Origin of the sequence: Citrobacter sp. MGH105, assembly GCF_001037485.2 — a bacterium.
Classification (GTDB): Bacteria; Pseudomonadota; Gammaproteobacteria; order Enterobacterales; family Enterobacteriaceae; genus Citrobacter; species Citrobacter portucalensis.
In genome coordinates, this window is sequence record NZ_CP073048.1 from 4,839,240 (window position 1) to 4,861,721 (window position 22,482).

Consider the following 22,482-nt stretch of genomic DNA (forward strand, 5'->3'; position numbering starts at 1 on the left):
CTGAATATATTCACTCCATGAATATATCAACAACAAAACACGATCCTAAGATCGTGATGCTTCAGTTCCTCTTAATGTTTAGTCGCTACTCTTGGCGCTACGATTAAAGACAGGCTCACATTATGCAATCCTTACAACTCCAGTCTAAACCCGTATTTAGCTGGAAAGCCCTGGGTTGGGCGCTCCTCTATTTTTGGTTTTTTTCCTCATTACTGCAGGCCGTTATCTATTTTAGTGGCTACAGCGGATCTACCGGTTTACGCGACTCCTTGCTGTTTAGTTCACTGTGGTTGATTCCGGTATTCTTATTTCCAAACCGTATCCGCATTATTGCTGCAGTGATAGGCGTGGTGTTATGGGCGGCCTCGCTGGCTGCTCTGAGCTATTACGTCATCTACGGGCAAGAGTTCTCGCAAAGCGTTCTGTACGTAATGTTTGAAACCAATGCGAACGAAGCCAGCGAATATCTGAGCCAATATTTCAGCCTGAAGATTGTCTTAATTGCGCTGGCCTATACAGCTGTGGCAATTCTGCTATGGACACGTCTGCGTCCTGTGCATATTCCATCACCCTGGCGCTATCTGGTGTCGTTTGCACTGTTATACGGATTGATTCTGCACCCGATGACAGTGAACACATTTATCAAACATAAGCCGTTTGAAAAAACGTTGGATGGCCTCGCTTCACGCATGGAGCCTGCCGCACCGTGGCAGTTCATCTCCGGGTATTATCAGTATCGTCAGCAGTTGACCGCGCTGAATAGCCTGCTGAATGAGAACAATGCCCTGCCGCCGCTGGCCAACTTTAAAGACAACTCCGGTGATGCGCCGCGTACGCTGGTACTGGTGATTGGCGAGTCAACGCAACGTGGCCGCATGAGCCTGTACGGTTACCCACGCGAAACAACGCCGGAACTGGATGCGCTGCATAAATCCGATCCTAACTTCACCGTGTTCAATAATGTCGTGACCTCACGTCCGTACACCATTGAAATCCTGCAGCAGGCGCTGACTTTTGCCAACGAGAAGAACCCGGATCTGTATCTGACTCAGCCGTCCCTGATGAACATGATGAAACAGGCAGGTTATAAAACCTTCTGGATCACCAATCAGCAGACGATGACCGCCCGCAACACCATGCTGACGGTGTTCTCTAAGCAGACGGATAAACAGTTCTATATGAACCAGCAGCGTACCCAAAGTGCGCGCGAATATGACAGCAACGTGCTGGCGCCATTTAAAGAAGTACTGGCTGACCCTGCACCGAAAAAGTTCATCATCGTTCACCTGCTGGGTACGCATATTAAGTACAAATTCCGTTACCCGGATGGTCAGGGTAAGTTCGACAATAATATCGACCATGTGCCCGCTGGCCTGAGTAACGATGAGCTGGAAGCTTACAACGATTACGACAGCGCGAATGTTTACAATGACCATATCATTGCCAGTCTGATCAAAGACTATAAAGCGACCGATCCGAACGGCTTCCTGCTGTACTTCTCCGATCATGGAGAAGAGGTATACGATACGCCGCCGCATAAAACGCAGGGTCGTAATGAAGACAACCCAACGCGCCATATGTATACGGTGCCGTTCCTGCTGTGGACCTCGGAAAAATGGCAGGCCGCACACCCGCGTGACTTCTCACAGGATGTGAATCGTAAATACAGCAGCTCAGAGCTTATCCACACCTGGTCTGATTTAGCGGGCTTCACCTATGATGGTTTCGATCCAACTCGTGCCATTACCAGCCCGCAGTTCAAAGAGACGACCCGCTGGATTGGCAACCCGTACAAAAAGAATGCCCTGATTGATTACGATACCCTGCCTTACGGCGATCAAATCGGTAATCAGTAACAGTCTGCCGGATGCGCTACGCTTATCCGGCCTACAGCTCGCAAAGACTTGTAGGCCGGATAAGGCATTAGCCGCCATCCGGCAATAATCACTTGAGGGCGATTGTTTTCAACGTTACTGTTTCCCTGTCTGCTGCCTGCAAGGGATTAACATGTATCACGACATCAGCCACCTGCTCTCTCGCCTGATTAACGGCCCCACACCGCTGCGGCAGATTTACTTTGCCAGCACCAGTAGCTCAACGCCGGAACTGGCGTATCAGGTCGATTTTCCCCGACTGGAGATTGTGCTGGAAGGTGAATTCACCGATAACGGTGTTGCTGGCGCATCCGCGACGTTACAGCCTTGCGATGCCTTGTTCGTTCCGGCTGGTGGCTGGAACTTTCCACAGTGGCTCACACCGGTGACCACGCTCAGTATCTTATTTGGCAAACAGCAACTGGGTTTTAGCATCGTTCAGTGGGACGGTAAGCAATATCAAAACCTTACCCGCCAGCACGTTGCGCGGCGTGGACCGCGTGTTGGCTCATTCCTGCTGCAAACGCTCAATGAAATGCAGATGCAGCCGCAGGAGCAGCAAACCGCCAGGCTAATCGTTGCAAGCTTACTGAGCCACTGCCGCGATCTGCTCGGCAGCCAGATCCAAACCGCATCACGCAGCCAGGCGCTTTTCGAAGCCATTCGCAACTATATTGACGAACGCTACGCTTCACCGCTCACCCGAGAATCCGTCGCGCAGGCGTTCTACATCTCACCCAATTATCTTTCCCACCTTTTTCAAAAAACGGGCGCTATCGGGTTTAACGAATACCTGAACCACACGCGACTGGAACACGCAAAAACGCTGTTGAAGGGTTACGAATTGAAGATTAAAGAGGTGGCGCACATTTGTGGGTTTGTTGACAGCAACTACTTCTGCCGCCTGTTTCGCAAAAATACCGAACGTTCACCATCAGAATACCGTCGGCAGTACCACAGCCAATTGACGGAGAAAGAAGCTAATCCAGAGTAAGATGTGTGTGCTGTGGCGCTGAAAGCAGCTTTCGTACGGCGCTCATCACCCGCTGCGGCTCACGCAGAAATGCGCTAATGCCCGACTGAACGTATCGGCTCTGCGTAAAACGCTCTGCTCCTGCCAGTTCAATATCAGTAATGAGCAACACCACATCAGCGCGGTTAATATCCTCTTCCATCAGGCGATTTTCGGTTCCCAATGCCCCTTGAGTTTCGATCTTGATGCTCCATTTTTCCTGCTGGCAGAGTTTCTCCAGCCGCTCAGCTGCCATATAGGTATGGGCCACGCCGCTTACGCACGCGGTGACAGCAACCAGATATCGTACAGGTGCGATGGTCATACTATCCTCCTACTGTTACCTGAAATCCGGCGCATTCTGCCATCTTACGTATAATATCCACCTCTTGCGCCGTCGGTACGGGCACTTCTTTCATCAACCAGGGCAAACCGAGCAGGCTGTATTTGGGCTCGCCATATTGATGAAACGGTAGCAGGTGTACCTGTTTTATGCCTAGTGATGACAACATCGTCAACACATGCTGCGTGTTATCTGAATTCATCGTAAAGCCCGGAATCAGCGGCAGGCGAGGTATGACATTAACCCCTTCCTCCACCAATAGCCGTAAATTCGCCAGTACACGCGGTAGGTTCATGTTGATGACCTCACGAGCCAGATCTCCATCCATTATTTTGAGGTCGAACAACACCTCATCACACTCTTTTGCCAGCGATAACAAGCGACCGGCCGGCGCATCGCCAGCCGTTTCAATTGCACAGCGCACATCCCAGCGCCGCAGACGTTGCAGGAACCGTGTGGCAAAGGGCGCTTGCATCAGCACTTCACCGCCGGAAAGCGTTACCCCCCCACCAGAAGAACGAAAGAAAATATCATCTTTCATCACTTCACGTTCCAGATCGTCCAACGTGATATCACGACCAATACGTTCAAATGCCCCAGAGGGACACTCGTCGGCATCACGCAGACAGGGTGTACAGTGCAGACATTTACTCTCCCGCCGTACCGTTTCAATACGTGGCGAGAGTGATTCCGGGTTAGCACACCAAGGGCAGGTATGCGGACAGCCTTTAAAAAAGACGACCGTACGAATACCCTGCCCATCATTCAGTGAGTAACGCTGAATGTTGAATATACGCGCGACTTCCTCGCCACGAGGGTTAATTACCTCACAGTTGATGCGCGGTGCGGCGAATGATGTCATCCTGGATCTCCTTCGACAACTCGACAAAGAAGGCGCTGTAACCCGCCACGCGCACCACCAGCCCGGTGAAATCCTGCGGGCGCTGCTGCGCTTCGCGCAATGTGTCGGCATTCACCACGTTAAACTGGATATGCTGGAGTTTGAGCTGGGTAAATGCCCGCAGAAAATCCGCCAGCTTGCGTAAACCGGCCTCACCTTCCAGTGTGGCTGGCGTAAACTTCACGTTCAGCAACGTCCCATTGGAAAGCAGTGTGTTATCCAGCTTGCTGACCGACTTCAATACCGCCGTCGGTCCTTGCATATCCTGTCCCAGCATCGGCGACAGCCCCCCATCTGCCAGTTGCTCCCCGGCTAAGCGGCCATCCGGTGTTGCCCCAACGACCGAACCCAGCGGCACGTGTGCAGAGACGGTATACGAACCCGGCGTAAATTGCCCGCCGCGCGGATTCTGGTATTTCTCTACCTCTTTGCAGTAATGACGTAGCAGTTCGGCGCTAATGTTATCTACATCATCGATATCGTTGCCGTATTTTTCGAAGCGATTGATCAGCCTGGCGCGAACTTTCTCGCCTTCCGGGGTAGCAAAGTTATCTTTTAGCACCGACAAAAGTTCATCAAAAGATAAGCGCTGTTGTTCGAATACCAGCCCATTGAGCGCATGCAGCGAATCGCTCAGGTTTGCAATACCGATCCCCTGTACGCCGGAGAAGTTATAACGCGCACCGCCGTCGGTAATATCGCACCCTTTATCCAGACAGTCGCTAATAAACGAGGAGAGCAGCGGCACCGGCGCCCAGTCGCGGTGACCGATATCGCAGATATTACTGCCCTCCACCATCAACGTGATGTAGTGGCTGATTTTGGCACGAATATGCGCCAGGAGATCGTCGTACGTCAGAGTGCGGTTGCCTTCGTTCTCATGCAGACAAATTTCCATCACTTTCAGCAGATTAAACATAGCGATATCGTGCAAACCGTATGTTCTGCCTGGAATAGACAGCTCGACACAGCCTACTACCGCGTAATCCCGCGCATCTTCCAGCGAAACACCGCGATTCAGAAACGCGGGCACCACCACTTCATCGTTAAAGATTTGCGGGATGCCGGTACCAAGGCGAATGGTCTGTGCTGTTTTCATCAGGAACGGTGTATCGATCAATGCATTCGTGCGCACACCGAGGTTTGGTTGTGGTAGCTGTACGTTCTGATACGCATCAAGACAGAGGAAAGACAATACATTTACCGCACTACGACCATTCTCCGTCAATCCCCCCAGTAGCGCGGTGTAGCCTGTTGGGAAGCCAGCGAAGTAGCGCGCACTGCTGGTGGATCGCAGCAGTACGATGTCATTACATTTCACCCATAGGGATTCGAGGATCTCTTGTAAGAATGCTGGGTCTTCCCCCTGCGTCAGCGAAGCCTGATAAAACGGCAGCATATACTGGTCGAAGCGTCCAAGTGAAAGAGAACTGGCGTTGGATTCATATTGCAAAATAATGTTCATGTACCAGAACAGCTGACATGCCTGCCAGAAGGTTTGCGGCTTGCTTTGGGCGTTATGCCGAGAGTTTTCAGCAATCGTCAGTAATTCCTGGCGTCGCTGCGCATCCGGGCAGCTTTCCGCCATCTTCTCTGCCAGCATAGCGTAACGCAGAATATGGTTTTGCGAAGCCTCAAGCAGCAGCAGCGCAGCCTGATAAAAGTGATTCTCCGGCTGCTGCAGACAATACGCTCGCATCTGCGCTACCAGTTCGCCAAGCCCATGATTCAACAGGCGTGGATAATCAATAATGATATGTCCCTGACCTTTGTCAGTCTGGTTAATGCTAAAAATCTGGGTACTGACGGCAGCTTTAACCTCATCGGTCATCTGACCGTTGATGAAATCTTTCATCGACCGCTTTTCCCAGTACGGATACAGCACATCGCGATAGAGATGTTTATCCTCTTCGCTGATGTCAAAACGGTCCTGCGGACGGGTTGGAAACTGCTCCAGCTCTTTAAGCAGCCAGTAAGGATCCATTTCCGGTGACATAATGCCCGCACGCGGTTTAACAGTACGGTTTCCGGCAATCAGTTCCTCATCACGAATCGAAATCTCAACGTGCTCAAGAATATATGCGGTGGCTTTCGCCCGACGCAGAATAACCGGCTCTCCCTCCGTCTGCTGGTGGCTGGCGGTATATAACAGTGCACGTTCAAGCGAAATTTCACGGTTGTTCTGAAACAGAGCGGTTTTTAAACGTTGGATACGGTTAGTCATGAGGAACTCCCTGGAACCTGTCCATCAGGCTATCTTATTTGTCATTTTGAACCAGGGCAGTGCTCGCGCCCCTCACGTACTGCGTGTACGCTCGGGTTCCTGCGCGCTGTCCGTGTTCAAACTGCCTGCAACGATAACGCCTGATGAAGCAGGCTCTAAAAATGAAAAGTTAAGCGGTTTGCGCAAGGTGCGCGCCAATCTTGTTCATGATGGCATCGGCACGTTTCACTGCATCGCTGATGTTGACGCGAACGATAGTTTTGCCCGTAAAACGTTCTTCAAATTTAATACCAATGTCCTTGGTCAGAATGACCATGTCGGCTTCCGCCACATCCGCCGCGGTCAGTTCGTTTTCCAGACCGATCGAACCCTGAGTCTCAACCTTTACTTGCCAACCTTTAGCTTTAGCGGCGCTTTCCAGCGCTTCGGCTGCCATATAGGTGTGGGCAACGCCAGAAGGACATGCGGTTACTGCGATAATCTTGGTCATGACTCATTCCTCACTTAATTCATTTCAAAATCTAAATCCAGGTCATCTTCTTTCTGATCGACCTGAGACACTTTTTTCCGCGCCAGACTTTTCAGTACGTTAACGCACACGGCGGTCACTACAGCACCAACGGCAACCGCCGCGATATAACCCAGTTTTCCTTCCACTACAGGCAGAACAATCAGTCCGCCCCAGCCGGCATAACACTGCGCACCAAACAGGGCGGCGGTTACCGTGCCACAGGCGGAACCCACCATAATCGATGGAATGACACGCATCGGATCGGCTGCAGCAAACGGAATCGCGCCTTCCGTTACGCCAACGCAGCCCATTACCAGCGCAGCTTTACCGGCTTCGCGTTCTTCAGAAGAGAAATTCTTACGACCAATCAGCGTCGCTAAACCTAAACCCAGCGGCGGCACGCAGATCCCTACTGCGGCGATTGCCACGACGGTATAAACCCCCTGCGCCACGCAAATCAACATGAAGGCGTAGGCAACTTTGTTAATTGGCCCTCCCATATCGAAGGCCAACATCAGTCCCATAATTACCGCCAGCAGCACAATGCTGCCCTGCTGCATACCCTGCAGCCACTCGGTCAGGCTAGTGGTTAACGCGCCAACAGGCTCCCCCAGCCCCCACATCATGATGCCTGCGGTGATAAAAGTGCCGACGATGGGAATAACGAAGATAGGCATTACCGAACGCAACACCTTATGTACGGGGATCTTCTTCAGATAATGGACAACGATACCGCCAATAATCCCAGCAATTAATGCGCCAAAGAAACCTGCACCGAAGCTGTTTCCCACCCATGCGCCAATCGCACAAGGGGCCAGAGCAGAACGTTCAGCGATGGAATAGCCGATATAAGCAGCAAGAAATGGCACCATCAAAGTCAACCCGGCGACGCCAATATCAAACAGCTTTTTAAGATTAGGATCGGTCGCAGCATCCGGTACCGCGCCTTTGCCATACAGCATGACGGAGACAGCCAGCAAAATACCGCCCGCTACTACGAAGGGGATCATATGCGAAACACCGGTCATCAGGTGCTGACGAGTATTTTTCAGGATTTGTACCAACTCTTTCATAAGTCGCTCCCGGGCTGCCTAAAGCCCATATCCATAAACTTGTTGCGGAAAACAATAGGCAATCTGACGCGACGCAAACAGTGGATAAAAAGGCCATTTGCTGGACTTTTGTAATGTCAGTACAAAAATGCGATCCGCCTCATAACTTGCAGTTTCTCGGAATTTATAGTGGATACGCTGACTTGTGAGGGATGTCTCACTTTGATAGTTACATTACATTTATCCAGTTTTTGGCAGATTTGTCACATGGCAGGCTCAGGCGTTGCCCTTTTATCCTGTAGCGAGAAATCGTTATGGGAGATGAGGCTATGGCCCTGATTGTGGAATTTACCTGTGAGCTACCCAATGGCGTACATGCACGCCCGGCAAGCCACATAGAAACGCAGTGCAACACCTTTACCTCACACATTGAGTGGCACAACCTGCGTACCGAACGTAAGGGCAACGCTAAGAGCGCACTATCGTTGATTGGCACCGATACTCTGGCAGGTGATAGCTGCCAGTTGCTGATTTCCGGTACAGATGAACAGGCAGCCCACCAGCATCTGAGCCAATGGTTACGAAATGAATTTCCGCACTGCGATGCACCGCTAGCGGAAGCCAAAAACAACGAGCTGGAGCCACTTCCGGCATCGCTCACCCATTTAAATCCACAGCTTTTCCGCGCTCGCACCGTCTGCAGCGGCAGCGCAGGAGGCGTTCTGAGTCTGCTTTCTTCGCTGGATCTTAACGCGCTCAGTAACCTTCCATCCGCTCAAGATATTGAAACCGAGCAAGCGGCACTGGATAACGGTTTAACGCTGTTGATGAAAAATATTGAGTTTCGATTACTCGACAGCGACGGCGCTACCAGTGCGATTCTGGAAGCACACCGCTCGCTGGCAAGCGACCTCTCACTGCGCCAGCACCTGTTCGCTGGCGTATCACGCGGGTTAAGCTGCGCCCAGGCGGTTGTCGAAAGTGCCGGACATTTTTGTGATGAATTCGCCCGTTCAAGCAGCAGTTATTTACAGGAGCGTGCACTGGATGTACGCGATGTTTGCTTCCAGCTTCTGCAGCAAATTTATGGGGAACAGCGCTTCCCTGCACCGGGAAAACTGACCCAGCCTACGGTTTGCATGGCGGATGAGCTAACACCGAGCCAGTTCCTCGAACTGGACAAAACATTGCTGAAAGGCTTGCTGTTAAAAAGCGGTGGTACTACGTCACACACGGTGATTCTCGCCCGGTCATTCAACATCCCTACGCTGGTTGGCGTAGATATTGAATCTTTGATGCCATGGCTACAGCAAACGGTTTATATCGATGGTAACGCAGGAGCAGTCGTCGTTGCCCCTGATGAATCCATCGTACGTTATTATCAGCAAGAAGCCCGTATCCAGGATGCCATTCGGGAACAGCAACGTATCTGGCTGACCCAGGAGGCACGCACGGCTGATGGAATCCGTATGGAAGTCGCCGCCAACATCGCCCACTCCGTGGAAGCACAAGCAGCCTTTAGTAACGGTGCGGAAGCGGTTGGCCTGTTCCGTACGGAAATGCTGTATATGGACCGTACCTGCGCCCCGGATGAGAACGAACTATACAACATTTTCTGCCAGGCGCTGGAACCCGCAAAGGGACGCAGCATTATTGTACGCACCATGGATATCGGCGGTGATAAACCCGTTGATTATCTGAATATTCCTGCTGAGACCAACCCATTTCTCGGTTATCGCGCGGTGCGTATTTATGAAGAATATGCCACGTTGTTTACTACGCAACTGCGATCGATCCTGCGCGCCTCAGCGCACGGTAGCCTGAAAATCATGATCCCAATGATCTCCTCGATGGAAGAGATCCTGTGGGTCAAAGAGAAACTGGCAGAAGCCAAGCAGCAACTGCGAAGTGAACACATTCCGTTTGATGAGAAGATCCAGCTCGGTATTATGCTGGAGGTTCCGTCTGTGATGTTCATCATTGACCAATGCTGTGAAGAGATTGATTTCTTTAGTATTGGTAGCAATGACCTGACGCAATACCTGCTGGCGGTCGACCGCGACAACGCCAAAGTTACCCGCCACTACAACAGCCTGAATCCGGCTTTCCTGCGCGCGCTGGATTACGCCGTGCAGGCAGTACATCGGCAGGGGAAATGGATTGGCCTGTGCGGCGAACTGGGTGCCAAAGGTTCGGTGCTGCCATTGCTGGTGGGACTGGGTCTGGACGAGATCAGTATGAGCGCTCCCTCCATTCCCGCCGCCAAAGCGCGGATGGCGCAACTCGACAGCCGTGCCTGCCGTCAATTGCTGAATCAAGCGATGGCTTGTCGAACCTCGCTGGAGGTCGAACATCTGCTGGCCCAGTTCCGCATGACCCAACAGGATACGCCTCTGGTTACCGCCGAATGCATCACACTGGACAGCGACTGGCGCAGTAAAGAAGAGGTCATCAAAGGGATGACCGACAACCTCCTGCTGGCAGGCCGTTGTCGCTATCCACGTAAACTGGAAGCAGACCTGTGGGCACGCGAAGCCGTCTTCTCTACCGGATTAGGTTTTAGCTTCGCCATTCCACACAGCAAATCCGAACATATTGAGCAGTCCACCATCAGCGTAGCGCGCCTGCAAGCGCCGGTACGTTGGGGTGATGATGATGCACAGTTCATTATTATGCTGACGCTCAACAAACATGCCGCAGGCGATCAGCATATGCGTATTTTCTCGCGTCTGGCGCGCCGCATTATGCATGAAGAATTCCGTAACGCGCTGGTTAGTGCCGCCTCAGCCGACGCTATCGCCAGCCTGTTGCAACATGAACTTGAACTTTAAAGAGGATGTTTTTGTATGGAACTTTACCTTGATACCGCCAACGTCGCGGAAGTTGAACGTCTGGCACGCATCTTCCCTATCGCGGGTGTTACCACCAACCCAAGCATTGTGGCGGCAAGCAAAGAATCTATCTGGGATGTACTGCCACGCCTGCAAAACGCCATCGGCGAAGAGGGTATTTTGTTTGCCCAAACCATGAGCCGAGACGCACAGGGCATGGTGGAAGAAGCCAAACGCCTGAGCAACGCGGTGCCTGGTCTGGTAGTGAAAATCCCGGTGACATCCGAAGGTCTGGCCGCGATTAAGATGCTGAAAAAAGAGGGTATCACCACGCTGGGAACCGCCGTATACAGTGCATCTCAGGGGCTACTGGCTGCGCTGGCAGGAGCTAAATATATCGCGCCTTACGTTAACCGTATCGACGCACAGGGCGGCGACGGGATTCGCACAGTACAGGAACTGCAAACGTTACTGGAGCTGCATGCGCCAAACAGCATGGGACTGGCAGCCAGCTTTAAAACCCCGCGTCAGGCGCTGGATTGCTTACTGGCAGGATGTGAAGCTATCACCCTGCCATTAGACGTAGCGCAACAAATGCTCAATACCCCTGCGGTAGAGTCAGCAATAGAGAAGTTTGAGCAGGACTGGAACAACGCATTTGGTCACATCAACCTGTGAGGGAAATAAAGTATGGATCGCATTATTCAATCACCTGGTAAGTACATCCAGGGTGCCGATGTTATTACCCGTCTTGGCAGCTACCTCAAACCACTGGCAGAACGCTGGCTGGTCGTTGGGGACAAGTTTGTCTTAGGCTTTGCCCAGGGCGCACTGGAAAAAAGCTTCCAGGATGCCGGACTGGCGCTGGAAATTGCACCGTTTGGCGGCGAATGTTCACAAAACGAAATCGACCGTCTGCGCGGCGTAGCGGAAAAAGCGCAGTGTGGCGCAGTACTTGGTATTGGCGGCGGTAAAACGCTGGATACCGCCAAAGCGCTGGCGCACTTTATGGGCGTGCCTGTCGCCATTGCCCCAACCATCGCCTCTACCGATGCGCCGTGCAGCGCGCTGTCCGTCATTTACACCGATGCCGGTGAATTCGATCGCTATCTGCTGCTGCCCAACAACCCGGACAGGGTCATTGTGGATACCAAAATTGTCGCGGGCGCACCGGCGCGTCTGTTAGCTGCGGGTATTGGCGATGCGCTGGCAACCTGGTTCGAAGCACGTGCCTGTTCACGCAGCGGCGCAACCACCATGGCGGGCGGTCAGTGTACTCAGGCGGCGCTGGCGCTGGCAGAGCTGTGCTTTAATACGCTGATCGAAGAAGGCGAAAAAGCGATGCTGGCAGCCGAGCAGCACGTGGTGACACCAGCACTGGAACGTGTTATTGAAGCCAACACCTATCTGAGTGGCGTCGGTTTTGAAAGCGGTGGTCTGGCAGCGGCTCACGCCATTCATAATGGTCTGACCGCAATCCAGGATGCGCATCACTACTATCACGGCGAGAAAGTGGCGTTTGGTACGCTGACGCAGCTGGTGCTGGAAAACGCACCGGTCGATGAAATTGAAACCGTTGCCGCGCTGTGCCATTCCGTTGGCCTGCCGATTACCCTGGCGCAACTGGACATCAAACAGGATATTCAGGCGAAAATGCGCATTGTGGCTGAGGCCGCCTGTGCCGAAGGCGAAACCATCCACAACATGCCTGGCGGCGCAACGCCGGACCAGGTGTATGCCGCCCTGCTGGTGGCTGACCAGTACGGTCAACGTTACCTGCAAGAGTGGGAATAACCTGCAAATAGAAAATCCCCGCACTCGCGGGGATTTTTTTATTCATACTATGCCGGATACGCACAAGCGACATCCGGCATTATCTGTTACAGCAGATCGAAACGATCCAGGTTCATCACTTTCACCCATGCGGCAACGAAATCTCTCACGAACTTCTCGTGAGCATCGCTGCAGGCATAAACTTCAGCCACTGCGCGCAGTACGGAGTTAGAACCGAACACCAGATCGGCGCGGGTTGCCGTGTATTTTACTTCGCCGCTCAGACGGTCACGACCTTCAAACAGCTCTTTTGACTCATCAACCGCCTTCCACTCATGGCGCATATCCAGCAGATTGACGAAGAAGTCAGTGCTGAGCACGCCAGGACGATCGGTAAAGACGCCATGCTGGCTGCCGTCGAAGTTGGTGCCCAGTACGCGCATACCGCCCACCAGCACGGTCATTTCCGGTGCGGTCAGCGTCAGCTGCTGTGCTTTATCAATCAGCAGCGACTCGGTGGTCGATACGTCAGGACGAGCGCGGTAGTTACGGAAACCATCGGCAATCGGCTCAAGCAGTTCAAACATCTCAATATCCGTTTGGTCCTGACGCGCATCCACGCGGCCCGGCGCAAAAGGTACTTTAATGCTGACACCCGCAGCGCTAGCCGCCTGCTCTATACCGACAACACCGGCCAGCACGATAATATCGGCTAACGAAGCGGTATGGGCTGACTTATAAATGCCTTCCAGCACAGGCAGTACGCGTGCTGCGGTAGCATTCACATCCCAGCCACGCTGTGGGTCCAGCGCCAGACGCGCGCCGTTAGCGCCGCCACGTTTATCCCCACCGCGGAACGTTGATGCCGAAGCCCACGCTACCGATACCAGTTCGCCCACGGACAACCCGGAAGCGGCAATGGTCGCCTTCAGTTTCAGGATATCTTCTTCGCTTGGGTTAAAGAACGCATGCGGCAGCGGGTCTTGCCAAATCAGATCTTCTTTTGGCACTTCCGGTCCGATGTAACGTGCTTTTGGCCCCATATCACGGTGCGTCAGCTTAAACCATGCGCGGGCAAATGCTTCGTTGAAGGCCTGCGGATCGTTCAGGAAACGACGGGAGATCTTCTCGAACTCCGGATCGAAACGCAGCGTCAGGTCGGTAACCAACATTGTTGGCTTACGTTTTTTCGACGGATCGAACGGATCGGGGATAATTTCCGGTGCGTCAACCGCTTCAAATTGAATCGCACCTGCCGGACTGCGGGTTTGTACCCATTCATATTTGAACAGGTTCTCGAAGAAATAGTTGCTCCATTGGGTCGGCGTCTGCGTCCAGACAACTTCCAGACCGGAAGTAATTGCGTCTGCACCCGCGCCGCTGCCGTAGCTGCTGGCCCAGCCCAGGCCCTGCGCTTCAATTGGTGCGGATTCTGGATCGGCGCCTACGTGCGAAGCCGGTGCAGCACCGTGAGTTTTGCCCAACGTATGACCGCCGCCAATCAGCGCTACGGTTTCTTCGTCGTTCATGCCCATGTTACCGAAGGTCGCGCGAATAGCCGCTGCCGCAGAGAGCGGTTCGCCGCTATGGTCCGGCCCTTCCGGGTTCACATAGATAAGGCCCATTTCGGTTGCGCCCAGCGGCGCTTTTGCCAGTTCTTCCGGATGACGGTGGGTCAGCCAGGCTTTTTCATCACCCCAGTTTACGTCGAGATCCGGTTCCCAGACGTCTTCACGACCGGCACCGAAGCCGAAGGTACGGAAGCCTGAGTTTTCCAGCGCCACGTTACCCGCAAGGATAAACAGGTCGGCCCAGGAAATTTTCTGGCCATATTTCTGCTTGATTGGCCACAGCAGACGACGCGCTTTATCCAGGCTGACGTTGTCCGGCCAGGAGTTCAGTGGTGCAAAACGCTGCTGTCCGCGACCCGCGCCACCGCGTCCATCGATGGAGCGATAGGTCCCTGCACCGTGCCATGCCATGCGGATAAATAATCCGGCATAGGTTCCCCAGTCAGCGGGCCACCACGGTTGAGATTCGGACAGAAGGGCTCTGAGATCCCCTTTCAGGGCAGAATAGTCGAGTTTGCTAAACTCTTTACGGTAGTCGAAGTCCTCACCCAGCGGGTTAGAACGGTTGGAATGTTGGTTTAAAAGATCTACACGGAGTTGATTGGGCCACCAGTCGCGGTTGTTCGTTCCTGCTCCCGCACTCTGATCGTGACCGCCCTGATGAAAAGGACACTTACCGGCAGTTGATGCGTTTTGGCTATCGTCGGACATGCTCATCTATATGCTCCCTTTACAGTGTTCTGACTACGATATACACCACCAGAGATAAGATATAGTCGAAAAAACCCACAGATTCGATAGCTAATTCCTTTTATATTTAAAGTTACAGAGATGTAGATCAAAATGATCAATAAAAAGCCCTCCGTAGAGGGCTGGGGCATCTGTTTAATTCGGTCTTACACCCAGTGTGTGACAAATAGCGTAGCTCATCTCGGCACGGTTAAGGGTATAGAAGTGAAAATCTTTCACCCCTTCGCGACTGAGGATTTTCACCATGTCCATAGCGATGTTTGCACCTACCAGCTTGCGGGTTTCCGCATCATCATCCAGACCATCAAACATGGTCGACATCCAGGAAGGGATACGAACATTGGTCATATCGGCAAATTTTTTCGCCTGTTTAAAGTTGGAGACTGGCAGGATACCCGGAATAATTTCCACATCGATTCCCGCAGACACGCAGCGATCGCGAAAACGTAGATAGCTTTCCACATCGAAGAAAAACTGAGTAATGGCGCGGTTTGCACCGGCATCAACCTTACGCTTCAGGTTCAGCAAATCGGCCTGAGCGCTCTTCGCTTCTGGGTGTACTTCCGGATAAGCCGCAACGGAGATATCAAAGTCCGCAACGTCTTTCAGCAGAGTCACCAGGTCAGAGGCATACATATCCGGTTTACCGCTTCCCGGCGGCAAGTCACCGCGCAGAGCAACAATATGACGAATACCGTTATTCCAGTAGTCCTGAGCAATGGTCCGCAGCTCATCGCGGGTAGCATCAATACAGGTCAGGTGCGGAGCCGCTTCAAGGCCAGTGCGATCCTTAATGCCTTTAATAATGCTGTGCGTACGGTCGCGCTCACCAGAGTTTGCACCATAGGTGACTGAAACAAACTTCGGCTTCAGGCTGCTCAGGCGATCGATGGAGTTCCACAGGGTTTGCTCCATTTCACTGGTGCGCGGCGGGAAAAACTCAAACGAAACGTTAATCTGACCCTGTACTTCCGCCAGGCTCTGATTCAGGGCTTCCCGCTGGTTGGCGTGAAAAAAGCTCATACCTTACCTCATCAATCTTTTGTCGTTATATGTTGTGTTGTGAACTGCTATACGTTTAGACGTCTAGATGTAAAAATGACGGAAAAGCATGCTGGCGTCAACACAAAAATCATCGTTAAAGGTGAGGAATACTCAGCCAACGTGAAAAAAATTCACATCAGCCTGAAATGATGAGGGATTGCGTCACGACCGTCTGCAGCCACGCTAATTTTGTTACGTTCTCAGGCAGCATCAGCAATCCCATGCTAATACGCAATTCGGTATCGGTAAGAGGAAGGAATATCACGCCCTGACGCTGGATCGCGGAAAAGGAGGCCGGAATCAGGCTCAGGCCGTCACCCTGCGCGATCCGCGCCAGCAGCACGTCATGTTCCAGCGGCTCTTCAATACAGGCAGGCGAGTAACCCGCACGACGAAAAATGTGTCGGGTGTAATCAAAGAAAGCAGGGTTACGTTCGCGTTTGAACCAGAACAGCGGTCGGTGGCTCAGCGCGGTTAATGAGAGTGACGACAGTGCCGCTTCTGCCCACTGCGCGGGTAAGGCGGCAATCATCGATTCTTGCCAGCCAAGCGGCGTGACGCTAAGCCCCGAAGTTTCAAGCGGTAGTGCCACCAGAGCGGCATCCAGTTTTCCCCGACGCACCTGGCGCGCCAGTTCAGGCGAACCATGCCGGACAATATGTAGCTTCTGTACGCGCATATTAAGCCGGGACTCAAGCGCCGTAAAGACACCCTGCTCAAACGCCGTACTTAGCCCTAAGCGCAGAGATTGCTCCCCCGTTTTCGCTAACTGACCCAGCGCCGCCCAGGTTTTATCCTGTAGCGCCAATAGCGGGCGTACGATTTCAAGTACGCGCAGACCATCTTCCGTCAGCGTCAAACCACGGGTATGACGGACAAAAAGCGTCACTCCCAGGCGTTCTTCAAGCTGGCGAATGTGGCGACTCAGCGGCGGCTGCGACATAAACAAGCGCTGCGCCGCCCGGCTCATATTGTTCTCTTCCGCTACTACGGAAAAGTAACGCAGCAGGCGAATGTCCAGAGAGTGCAAAGACGATGTTGTCATACCGAAAAGGTATCACGGAAACGGTATTATCCCAATCATTCCGCACGCCCTATCCTCACACTACAAACCACACGAAAGAGGAAGGAATGATGCCTTCAGAACGCTTTATTATCGGTCAGGAGATGTTGCAAAAAGTGGATGGTAAAGGGGGCGATGCGGTCGTCGAAAGTCTGCAGGATATTGCGCCAGACTTCGCCCAATACCTGATTGAATTTCCTTTTGGCGACATCTATTCAAGGCCGGAGCTGGATTTACGCAGTAGAGAAATCGCTACCGTCGCGGCATTAACTGCGCTGGGTAACGCCGCACCGCAGTTGAAAGTGCATATTGGCGCGGCATTACACGTGGGTTTAACGCAGGATGAGATCATTGAAGTGATTATGCAGATGGCCGTATATGCTGGCTTCCCCGCGGCACTCAACGGCTTGTTCGCCGCAAAAGAGGTGTTTACCTCCCACAAAGGCTAAAAAAACAGGCCAGCGGAATATCTGCTGGCCTGACCTCACTACGGTTTCACATCTTCCACACGCATGCCTTTGAGTTGCTCATCCGTCAGCGTATTTCCCGCTTTGAAATAATCAACGACAGCATTAGAGACATAGTAACCGCCGGATGTGTTACGCGCTTTACCTGCGGTGAATGCCGTAAAACCATCACCGCCGTCTGCCAGGAAGCTATTGGTGGCAATGTGATAAACCACAGCGTCCTCAATTGGCTTACCGTTAAGCGTCAATACGGTGACCCGCTGACCAACCGGTTTGCTGCTGTCATACTTCATCTCCAGTCCTTTGGACACCTGCAATACGCCGTTGCTTAAACCCGCGCCGTGCTCCATCAGGCTACGTAACTGCTTCCCGGTGAGATCCATGGTTGCCAGCTCGTTCGGGAACGGGAAGGTGCTAATGACGGCACCCATCGTGATAGCACCTGCCGGGATTTCATTCCGGATGCCGCCCGAGTTAGTGAGTGCTAACTGGGTATCTTTACCCGCCGCAGCCAGCAATGCATCTGCCGCCAGATTTCCCAGGGAAGAAGATTCACCGTAAGCACGCGTCAGCTCAACCGGAGAGTTGGCTACCGTTTGTTGTACCACTTTATCGAGCTTTTTATTCCAGCCATCAATGACCTGTTTCGTTTGCGGGTCTGGCTGCCACTCATCAGCAAAAATGGTCTTCAGTTCGAAGTTCTTAACGGTAAATTGATGCGGTTTTTGCTGGTAATCCAGCACCAGTTTACCCACATCAATACCGCCGCTGTCGGTAGACAGAATCAGGGTGTTACCGACTTTAATCGGCTCCGGCGTGCCCACATGCGCATGACCGGTGATCAGGATATCCAGGCCATGCACCTGACCTGCAGTCTGGATATCTTTATCCAGCGCACGGCGCACATCGGTGCCCCCCAGACTGGACTGACGTGCTGGCGTGCCTTCGTGGATGAGTGCCACGGTGAGATCGACTTTGCCTTTAAGCTCATCGAGATAGCGTTGCAACCACTTAACCTATCAGGGATGGTGGCAAAATGAGTGGCAAATCTGGCAACGAGGCGATACGCGTAAAATGGTGTGTTTGTTAACGCAGGGGCGTGTTGAAGAAGGCGCGTCAAAAACTCTGGCGGCAAGCCATCATTTTCTCGCCTGGTTGCGGCAACAGACGGAATTTCAGCAAAGCCCCCGCTACTCCGCCCATTCGGTATTTCAGACGATAAGGACGCTGGTAGATCAATACAACGCCCTGATCACCCAGCACGATTTGCCCGGTGGCGCTGCCGCTTACCGGGCCTACGATTCATGAAATATGTAGGCCGGATAAGCGTAAGCGTCATCAGGCAACGCAAACTACAGCAGCTGCGCCAAACGGTTGATGTCTGACTGAATAGCGCCGGCGGTAACGTCACGACCTGCGCCCGGTCCACGGATTACCAGCGGGTTATCGCGATACCAGCGGCTTTCAATGGCGAATACGTTATCGCACGGCAACAGCGCCGCCAGCGGGTGTTCAGGACGAACCGCTTCAACACCAACGCGCGCTTTACCGTTAGCATCAAAACGCGCCACATAGCGTAGCACCAGCCCCATTTCACGCGCCGCTTCCAGACGCTGCACCATCTGCTCGTTAAGCTCATCACCATTCTCAAAGAAATGGTCAATAGAGCCTTCTTCACAGTGCGCAGGCACCAGCGATTCCACGCGAACCTGGTCCGGTTCGATGTCGTAACCTGCTTCACGCGCCAGAATCACCAGCTTACGCATCACATCTTTGCCGGAAAGATCTACGCGCGGATCGGGTTCAGTCAGCCCCTGTTGCCACGCCTGATCCACCAGATCGGTGAACGGGACCGTGCCATCAAATTGCAGGAACAACCACGACAACGTACCGGAGAAGATCCCGCTGATCGACAGAATGGTATCTCCGCTATCAATCAGATCGCGCACGGTATGATTGATCGGCAAGCCTGCGCCTACGGTAGCGTTATACAGCCAGTGGCGACCGGTTTTTTCAAAAGCATCATGAATTTGGCGATAATTATGACTGCTGCTTGCCCCCGCCAGTTTGTTGGCGCTGATAACGTGGAAACCATGGCTGGCAAAATCCAGATACTGATCCGCAAGTTGCTCGCTGGCAGTAACGTCCAGCACCACTAAATCATCATACGGGTGAGCACGCATCCACAGGAATAGAGACTCTTCATCCTGCTCTACTGCCTCGTCATCAAAGAAAGCTAACGCGCGGCTGGCATCCAGCCCTTCGTAATTCAGCAGGCTACGACGGCTATCAACCACACCCGCCAGCACAAACTCTAATCCGGTGCGCGCCGAGAGCGTGCTCTGCTCGCGAGCGAACAGCTCCAGCCAGCGCGAGCCAATGTTGCCTTTGCCGAAAAGCACCAGACCAATGCGTTTTTCCGCGCGGAAAATAGACTGATGCAGACCCTGAATCAGGCTCTCTGTTGGCCCAGTACGCAGTACCGCGACCAGGCTGATACCCTCTTCCGATTGCCAGGTGAATTCAACCGGCTGACCTTTCAACTGTTGCCAAAAACGGTGGCAATGCAGCGGATTACGGGTGACGCCCGCCCCGACCATCGCCACCAGCGCCAGCCCCTGGCGCAGACGCAGCTCGCCTGGCAGACCAGCTTCATCAAGAATTTTCAGTGCGCCGTCAGCAACTTCGGAGGTATAGCAAAATTGCAGCAGTTGGCGGTCAGGATGCACACCCACTGCCAGCGGACGCACCTGGGTACGTTTTAAAACCTGATCAATCTCTTTATAAGCCAGCTTAAAGTCCTGGCCAGTCGGAACCAAAAACTCAATCAGGCAGACGTCATCATGACTGGTCACAATACGCGCCCCGGTACCGGAGGCCAGTACGCGTTCAATGCGCGTTGAACCCTGCTCCGGCGTATAGCTACAACGCAGTTGGAGATCGATATCGCTACCGGAAACCGGCTGTAAGGTACGGGCATGGAGAACCGGTGCCGCCAGACGCGCCAGCTCGCTGGCTTCATCCAGACGCAGCAGCGGCAGCAAACAGGCGTCTTTTACTTTACGCGGGTCCGCGCTGTAAACCCCGGCGACATCGCTCCAGATAGTTACGCGAGAAACGCCCGCCAGCGCGCCAACCTGCGTCGCCGAGTAGTCGGAGCCGTTACGCCCCAGCAGGACCGTTTCACCGGCATTGCTGCGGCTAATAAAGCCGGTAACCACCAGCCGTTTACCCGGATGCTGCGCCAGCAGTTGCTGTAGCAGCGGGTAAGAAAGACCTTCATCTACCTGCGGCTGGGCACCGCGTTCAGCACGTAAAAAATCACGCGCATCCAGCCAGGCTGACTCCAGCCCCTGTTGGTTAAGGACCGCAGACATCAAACGCGCGGACCATACCTCACCATGCCCAACAACCTCAGCATAGACGGCATCGTTCACGCCGCTGTCGAGTAATCCAGCCAGACGCTCCAGATCGTGAATAAACGCGCCAATTAGTCCATCCGCTATATCAGGCGGTAACAAACCGCTGATAAGCTCGCTCTGATAGCGACGTAACGCCTGTTGAACCTGATGCGCAGAAAGGCGATCGGTCTGGCTTAATTTCAGCCAGCTAATCAACTGGTTAGTGGTACTGCCTGCGGCTGAAACAACCATCATGTCATCAGGCTGCGAGTACTCCGCCATAATGCCTGCGACACGCAGATAACATTTCACGTCTGCCAGACTACTACCACCAAATTTGTGCAGTTGACGACCCTTCGCCCCTGCCTGCGCAATCACACTCATGTTTACCCCTTGTTTGCAGCCCGGAAGCCATTTTCCAGGTCGGCAATTAAATCTTCGCCATCTTCAATACCGGTGGAGATACGCAGCAGCGTTTCGGAAATTCCGGCAGCAGCACGCGCTTCTGGCGCCATGCCCGCGTGTGTCATGGTTGCGGCGTGGGAGATCAGACTTTCAACGCCCCCTAACGATTCCGCCAGCGTAAACAATGACAACCCGCCAAGGAAGCGGCGCAGCGTTTGCTCATCACCATCCAGTTCAAAACTTAACATCGCGCCAAAGCCTTTTTGCTGACGCGCGGCAATCTCATGGCCCTGATTATCCGGCAATGACGGGTGATACAATTTTTTCACCAGCGGCTGAGTTTGCAGATAATCGACTATCGCCTGAGCATTACGTTGCGCCACCTCCATTCGAGGAGACAGAGTACGCAGGCCGCGCAACAGCAGATAACTATCAAACGCGCCGCCGGTCACACCAATATTATTCGCCCACCATGCCAGTTCAGTGACCGTTTCCGGATCTTTCGCTATCACAACACCAGCCACCACATCTGAGTGACCGTTTAAATATTTCGTGCATGAATGCAACACCAGATCGGCGCCCAATGCCAGTGGATTTTGCAATGCCGGGCTTAAAAAAGTGTTGTCGACCACGCTGACCGCGCCAGCTTCACGCGCCAGCTGACAGATTTTCGCAATATCCACCACGCGAAGCAGCGGGTTGCTTGGGCTTTCTACCAGCACCAGTTTCGGTTTTTCCGCCAATGCGGCCTGCAATGCCTGCTCATCACCTTGATCGACAAACAGGACGCGGTAACAGCCACGTTTTGCCAGACTGTCAAACAGTCGGTAGCTCCCGCCGTAGCAGTCATGCGGTGCGACCAGCAGATCGCCTGGCTTGAGGAAGACCGTGGTCACCAGATGAATCGCCGACATGCCAGTATTGGTCAGCACAGCACCTGCACCGCCTTCCAGTTCCGCCAGCGCACGCTGAACAACATCGCGCGTTGGGTTGCCGCGACGCGAATAGTCATGGGCGCGAGGTTCATTAAATCCGGTAAAGTTATAGGTGCTGGAGAGGTGAATCGGCGGGACAACGCAACCGTACTGTTCGTCGTCATTTAACCCGCTACGCACTGCGATGGTGGCCTGTTTACGCGTCATATTGAGGAGATCCTGGCTGAGTCGGTGAAAAGTCAGACACCAGAGTAATCATAGTTACGATAGCCGTCAATACATCTGGACATCTAAACTTCTTTGCGTATAGATTGAGCAAACTGGA

17 protein-coding genes and 1 pseudogene are annotated in these 22,482 nt (G+C 53.2%); 7 read left to right on the forward strand and 11 right to left on the reverse strand.

The window, feature by feature from the left end:
* Nucleotides 1–122: 122 nt before the first annotated feature.
* Both SK35_RS23135 and SK35_RS23140 read left to right on the forward strand, forming a co-directional pair.
* A complete protein-coding gene (locus tag SK35_RS23135) occupies nucleotides 123–1,856 on the forward strand; it encodes a phosphoethanolamine transferase CptA (protein ID WP_048215169.1) in 1,734 nt (577 codons plus the stop codon).
* Between the two features lie 151 nt (nucleotides 1,857–2,007).
* Entirely contained in the window at nucleotides 2,008–2,868 is an 861-nt protein-coding gene (locus tag SK35_RS23140) for a helix-turn-helix transcriptional regulator (protein WP_048215170.1), read from the forward strand.
* On the opposite strand, the gene SK35_RS23145 is transcribed toward SK35_RS23140, so the two are convergent.
* From SK35_RS23145 to SK35_RS23165, 5 genes are all read right to left on the reverse strand, one after another.
* Nucleotides 2,855–3,211: a PTS fructose-like transporter subunit IIB gene (locus tag SK35_RS23145; protein ID WP_048215171.1), complete on the reverse strand. Its 357-nt coding sequence runs from the start codon at nucleotides 3,209–3,211 to the stop codon at nucleotides 2,855–2,857. The two genes, SK35_RS23140 and SK35_RS23145, sit on opposite strands and share 14 nt — an antisense overlap.
* 1 nt (nucleotide 3,212) lies before the next feature.
* A complete protein-coding gene (locus SK35_RS23150; protein WP_048215172.1) occupies nucleotides 3,213–4,091 on the reverse strand; it encodes a [formate-C-acetyltransferase]-activating enzyme in 879 nt (292 codons plus the stop codon).
* Nucleotides 4,057–6,354, reverse strand: coding sequence for a formate C-acetyltransferase (locus tag SK35_RS23155; protein ID WP_048215173.1), 2,298 nt, complete (start codon nucleotides 6,352–6,354; stop codon nucleotides 4,057–4,059). Before SK35_RS23155 ends, SK35_RS23150 begins: the two co-directional genes overlap by 35 nt.
* A gap of 169 nt (nucleotides 6,355–6,523) precedes the next feature.
* Complete coding sequence (locus SK35_RS23160; protein WP_048215174.1) at nucleotides 6,524–6,844, reverse strand: PTS fructose-like transporter subunit IIB; 321 nt, start codon at nucleotides 6,842–6,844, stop codon at nucleotides 6,524–6,526.
* Nucleotides 6,845–6,858: 14 nt separating this feature from the next.
* A complete protein-coding gene (locus SK35_RS23165) occupies nucleotides 6,859–7,938 on the reverse strand; it encodes a PTS fructose transporter subunit EIIC (protein ID WP_048215175.1) in 1,080 nt (359 codons plus the stop codon).
* A gap of 308 nt (nucleotides 7,939–8,246) precedes the next feature.
* Between SK35_RS23165 and ptsP the strand changes: the two genes are divergently transcribed.
* From ptsP to gldA, 3 genes are read left to right on the forward strand one after another with little or no spacing between them, the layout of a single operon-like run.
* On the forward strand, nucleotides 8,247–10,748 hold the full coding sequence (gene ptsP / locus SK35_RS23170; protein WP_048216367.1) for a phosphoenolpyruvate--protein phosphotransferase: 2,502 nt from the start codon (nucleotides 8,247–8,249) through the stop codon (nucleotides 10,746–10,748).
* A 15-nt stretch (nucleotides 10,749–10,763) separates the two neighbouring features.
* The gene (gene fsa / locus SK35_RS23175) at nucleotides 10,764–11,426 is read left to right on the forward strand and encodes a fructose-6-phosphate aldolase (protein WP_048215176.1); all 663 of its coding nucleotides are present in this window, start codon (nucleotides 10,764–10,766) and stop codon (nucleotides 11,424–11,426) included.
* A 12-nt stretch (nucleotides 11,427–11,438) separates the two neighbouring features.
* Nucleotides 11,439–12,542, forward strand: a complete 1,104-nt coding sequence (gldA, locus tag SK35_RS23180; RefSeq protein ID WP_048215177.1) for a bifunctional L-1,2-propanediol dehydrogenase/glycerol dehydrogenase — start codon at nucleotides 11,439–11,441, stop codon at nucleotides 12,540–12,542.
* Nucleotides 12,543–12,628: 86 nt separating this feature from the next.
* On the opposite strand, the gene katG is transcribed toward gldA, so the two are convergent.
* The 3 genes from katG to SK35_RS23195 all read right to left on the reverse strand — a co-directional run bounded on the left by katG (nucleotide 12,629) and on the right by SK35_RS23195 (nucleotide 16,931).
* On the reverse strand, nucleotides 12,629–14,809 hold the full coding sequence (gene katG, locus SK35_RS23185; protein WP_048215178.1) for a catalase/peroxidase HPI: 2,181 nt from the start codon (nucleotides 14,807–14,809) through the stop codon (nucleotides 12,629–12,631).
* A 168-nt stretch (nucleotides 14,810–14,977) separates the two neighbouring features.
* The gene (gene metF / locus SK35_RS23190; RefSeq protein WP_003825161.1) at nucleotides 14,978–15,865 is read right to left on the reverse strand and encodes a methylenetetrahydrofolate reductase; all 888 of its coding nucleotides are present in this window, start codon (nucleotides 15,863–15,865) and stop codon (nucleotides 14,978–14,980) included.
* Between the two features lie 157 nt (nucleotides 15,866–16,022).
* A complete protein-coding gene (locus tag SK35_RS23195) occupies nucleotides 16,023–16,931 on the reverse strand; it encodes a LysR family transcriptional regulator (RefSeq protein ID WP_048215179.1) in 909 nt (302 codons plus the stop codon).
* 89 nt (nucleotides 16,932–17,020) lie between these two features.
* Here SK35_RS23195 and SK35_RS23200 point away from each other — a divergent pair, with 89 nt between their 5' ends.
* Nucleotides 17,021–17,398 (forward strand): carboxymuconolactone decarboxylase family protein, encoded by a 378-nt coding sequence (locus SK35_RS23200; protein WP_048215180.1) that lies wholly within the window; start codon nucleotides 17,021–17,023, stop codon nucleotides 17,396–17,398.
* A gap of 38 nt (nucleotides 17,399–17,436) precedes the next feature.
* Here SK35_RS23200 and SK35_RS23205 read toward each other — a convergent pair.
* Nucleotides 17,437–18,432, reverse strand: a pseudogene (locus SK35_RS23205) (bifunctional metallophosphatase/5'-nucleotidase); the annotation flags it as partial.
* Nucleotides 18,433–18,490: 58 nt separating this feature from the next.
* Between SK35_RS23205 and SK35_RS23210 the strand changes: the two are divergent.
* The gene (locus SK35_RS23210; RefSeq protein ID WP_048215181.1) at nucleotides 18,491–18,724 is read left to right on the forward strand and encodes a hypothetical protein; all 234 of its coding nucleotides are present in this window, start codon (nucleotides 18,491–18,493) and stop codon (nucleotides 18,722–18,724) included.
* 44 nt (nucleotides 18,725–18,768) lie between these two features.
* On the opposite strand, the gene SK35_RS23215 is transcribed toward SK35_RS23210, so the two are convergent.
* Together SK35_RS23215 and metB are read right to left on the reverse strand one after the other, a co-directional pair.
* On the reverse strand, nucleotides 18,769–21,201 hold the full coding sequence (locus SK35_RS23215; RefSeq protein ID WP_048215182.1) for a bifunctional aspartate kinase/homoserine dehydrogenase II: 2,433 nt from the start codon (nucleotides 21,199–21,201) through the stop codon (nucleotides 18,769–18,771).
* A gap of 2 nt (nucleotides 21,202–21,203) precedes the next feature.
* Entirely contained in the window at nucleotides 21,204–22,364 is a 1,161-nt protein-coding gene (gene metB, locus SK35_RS23220) for a cystathionine gamma-synthase (protein ID WP_003028818.1), read from the reverse strand.
* Nucleotides 22,365–22,482 lie beyond the last annotated feature (118 nt).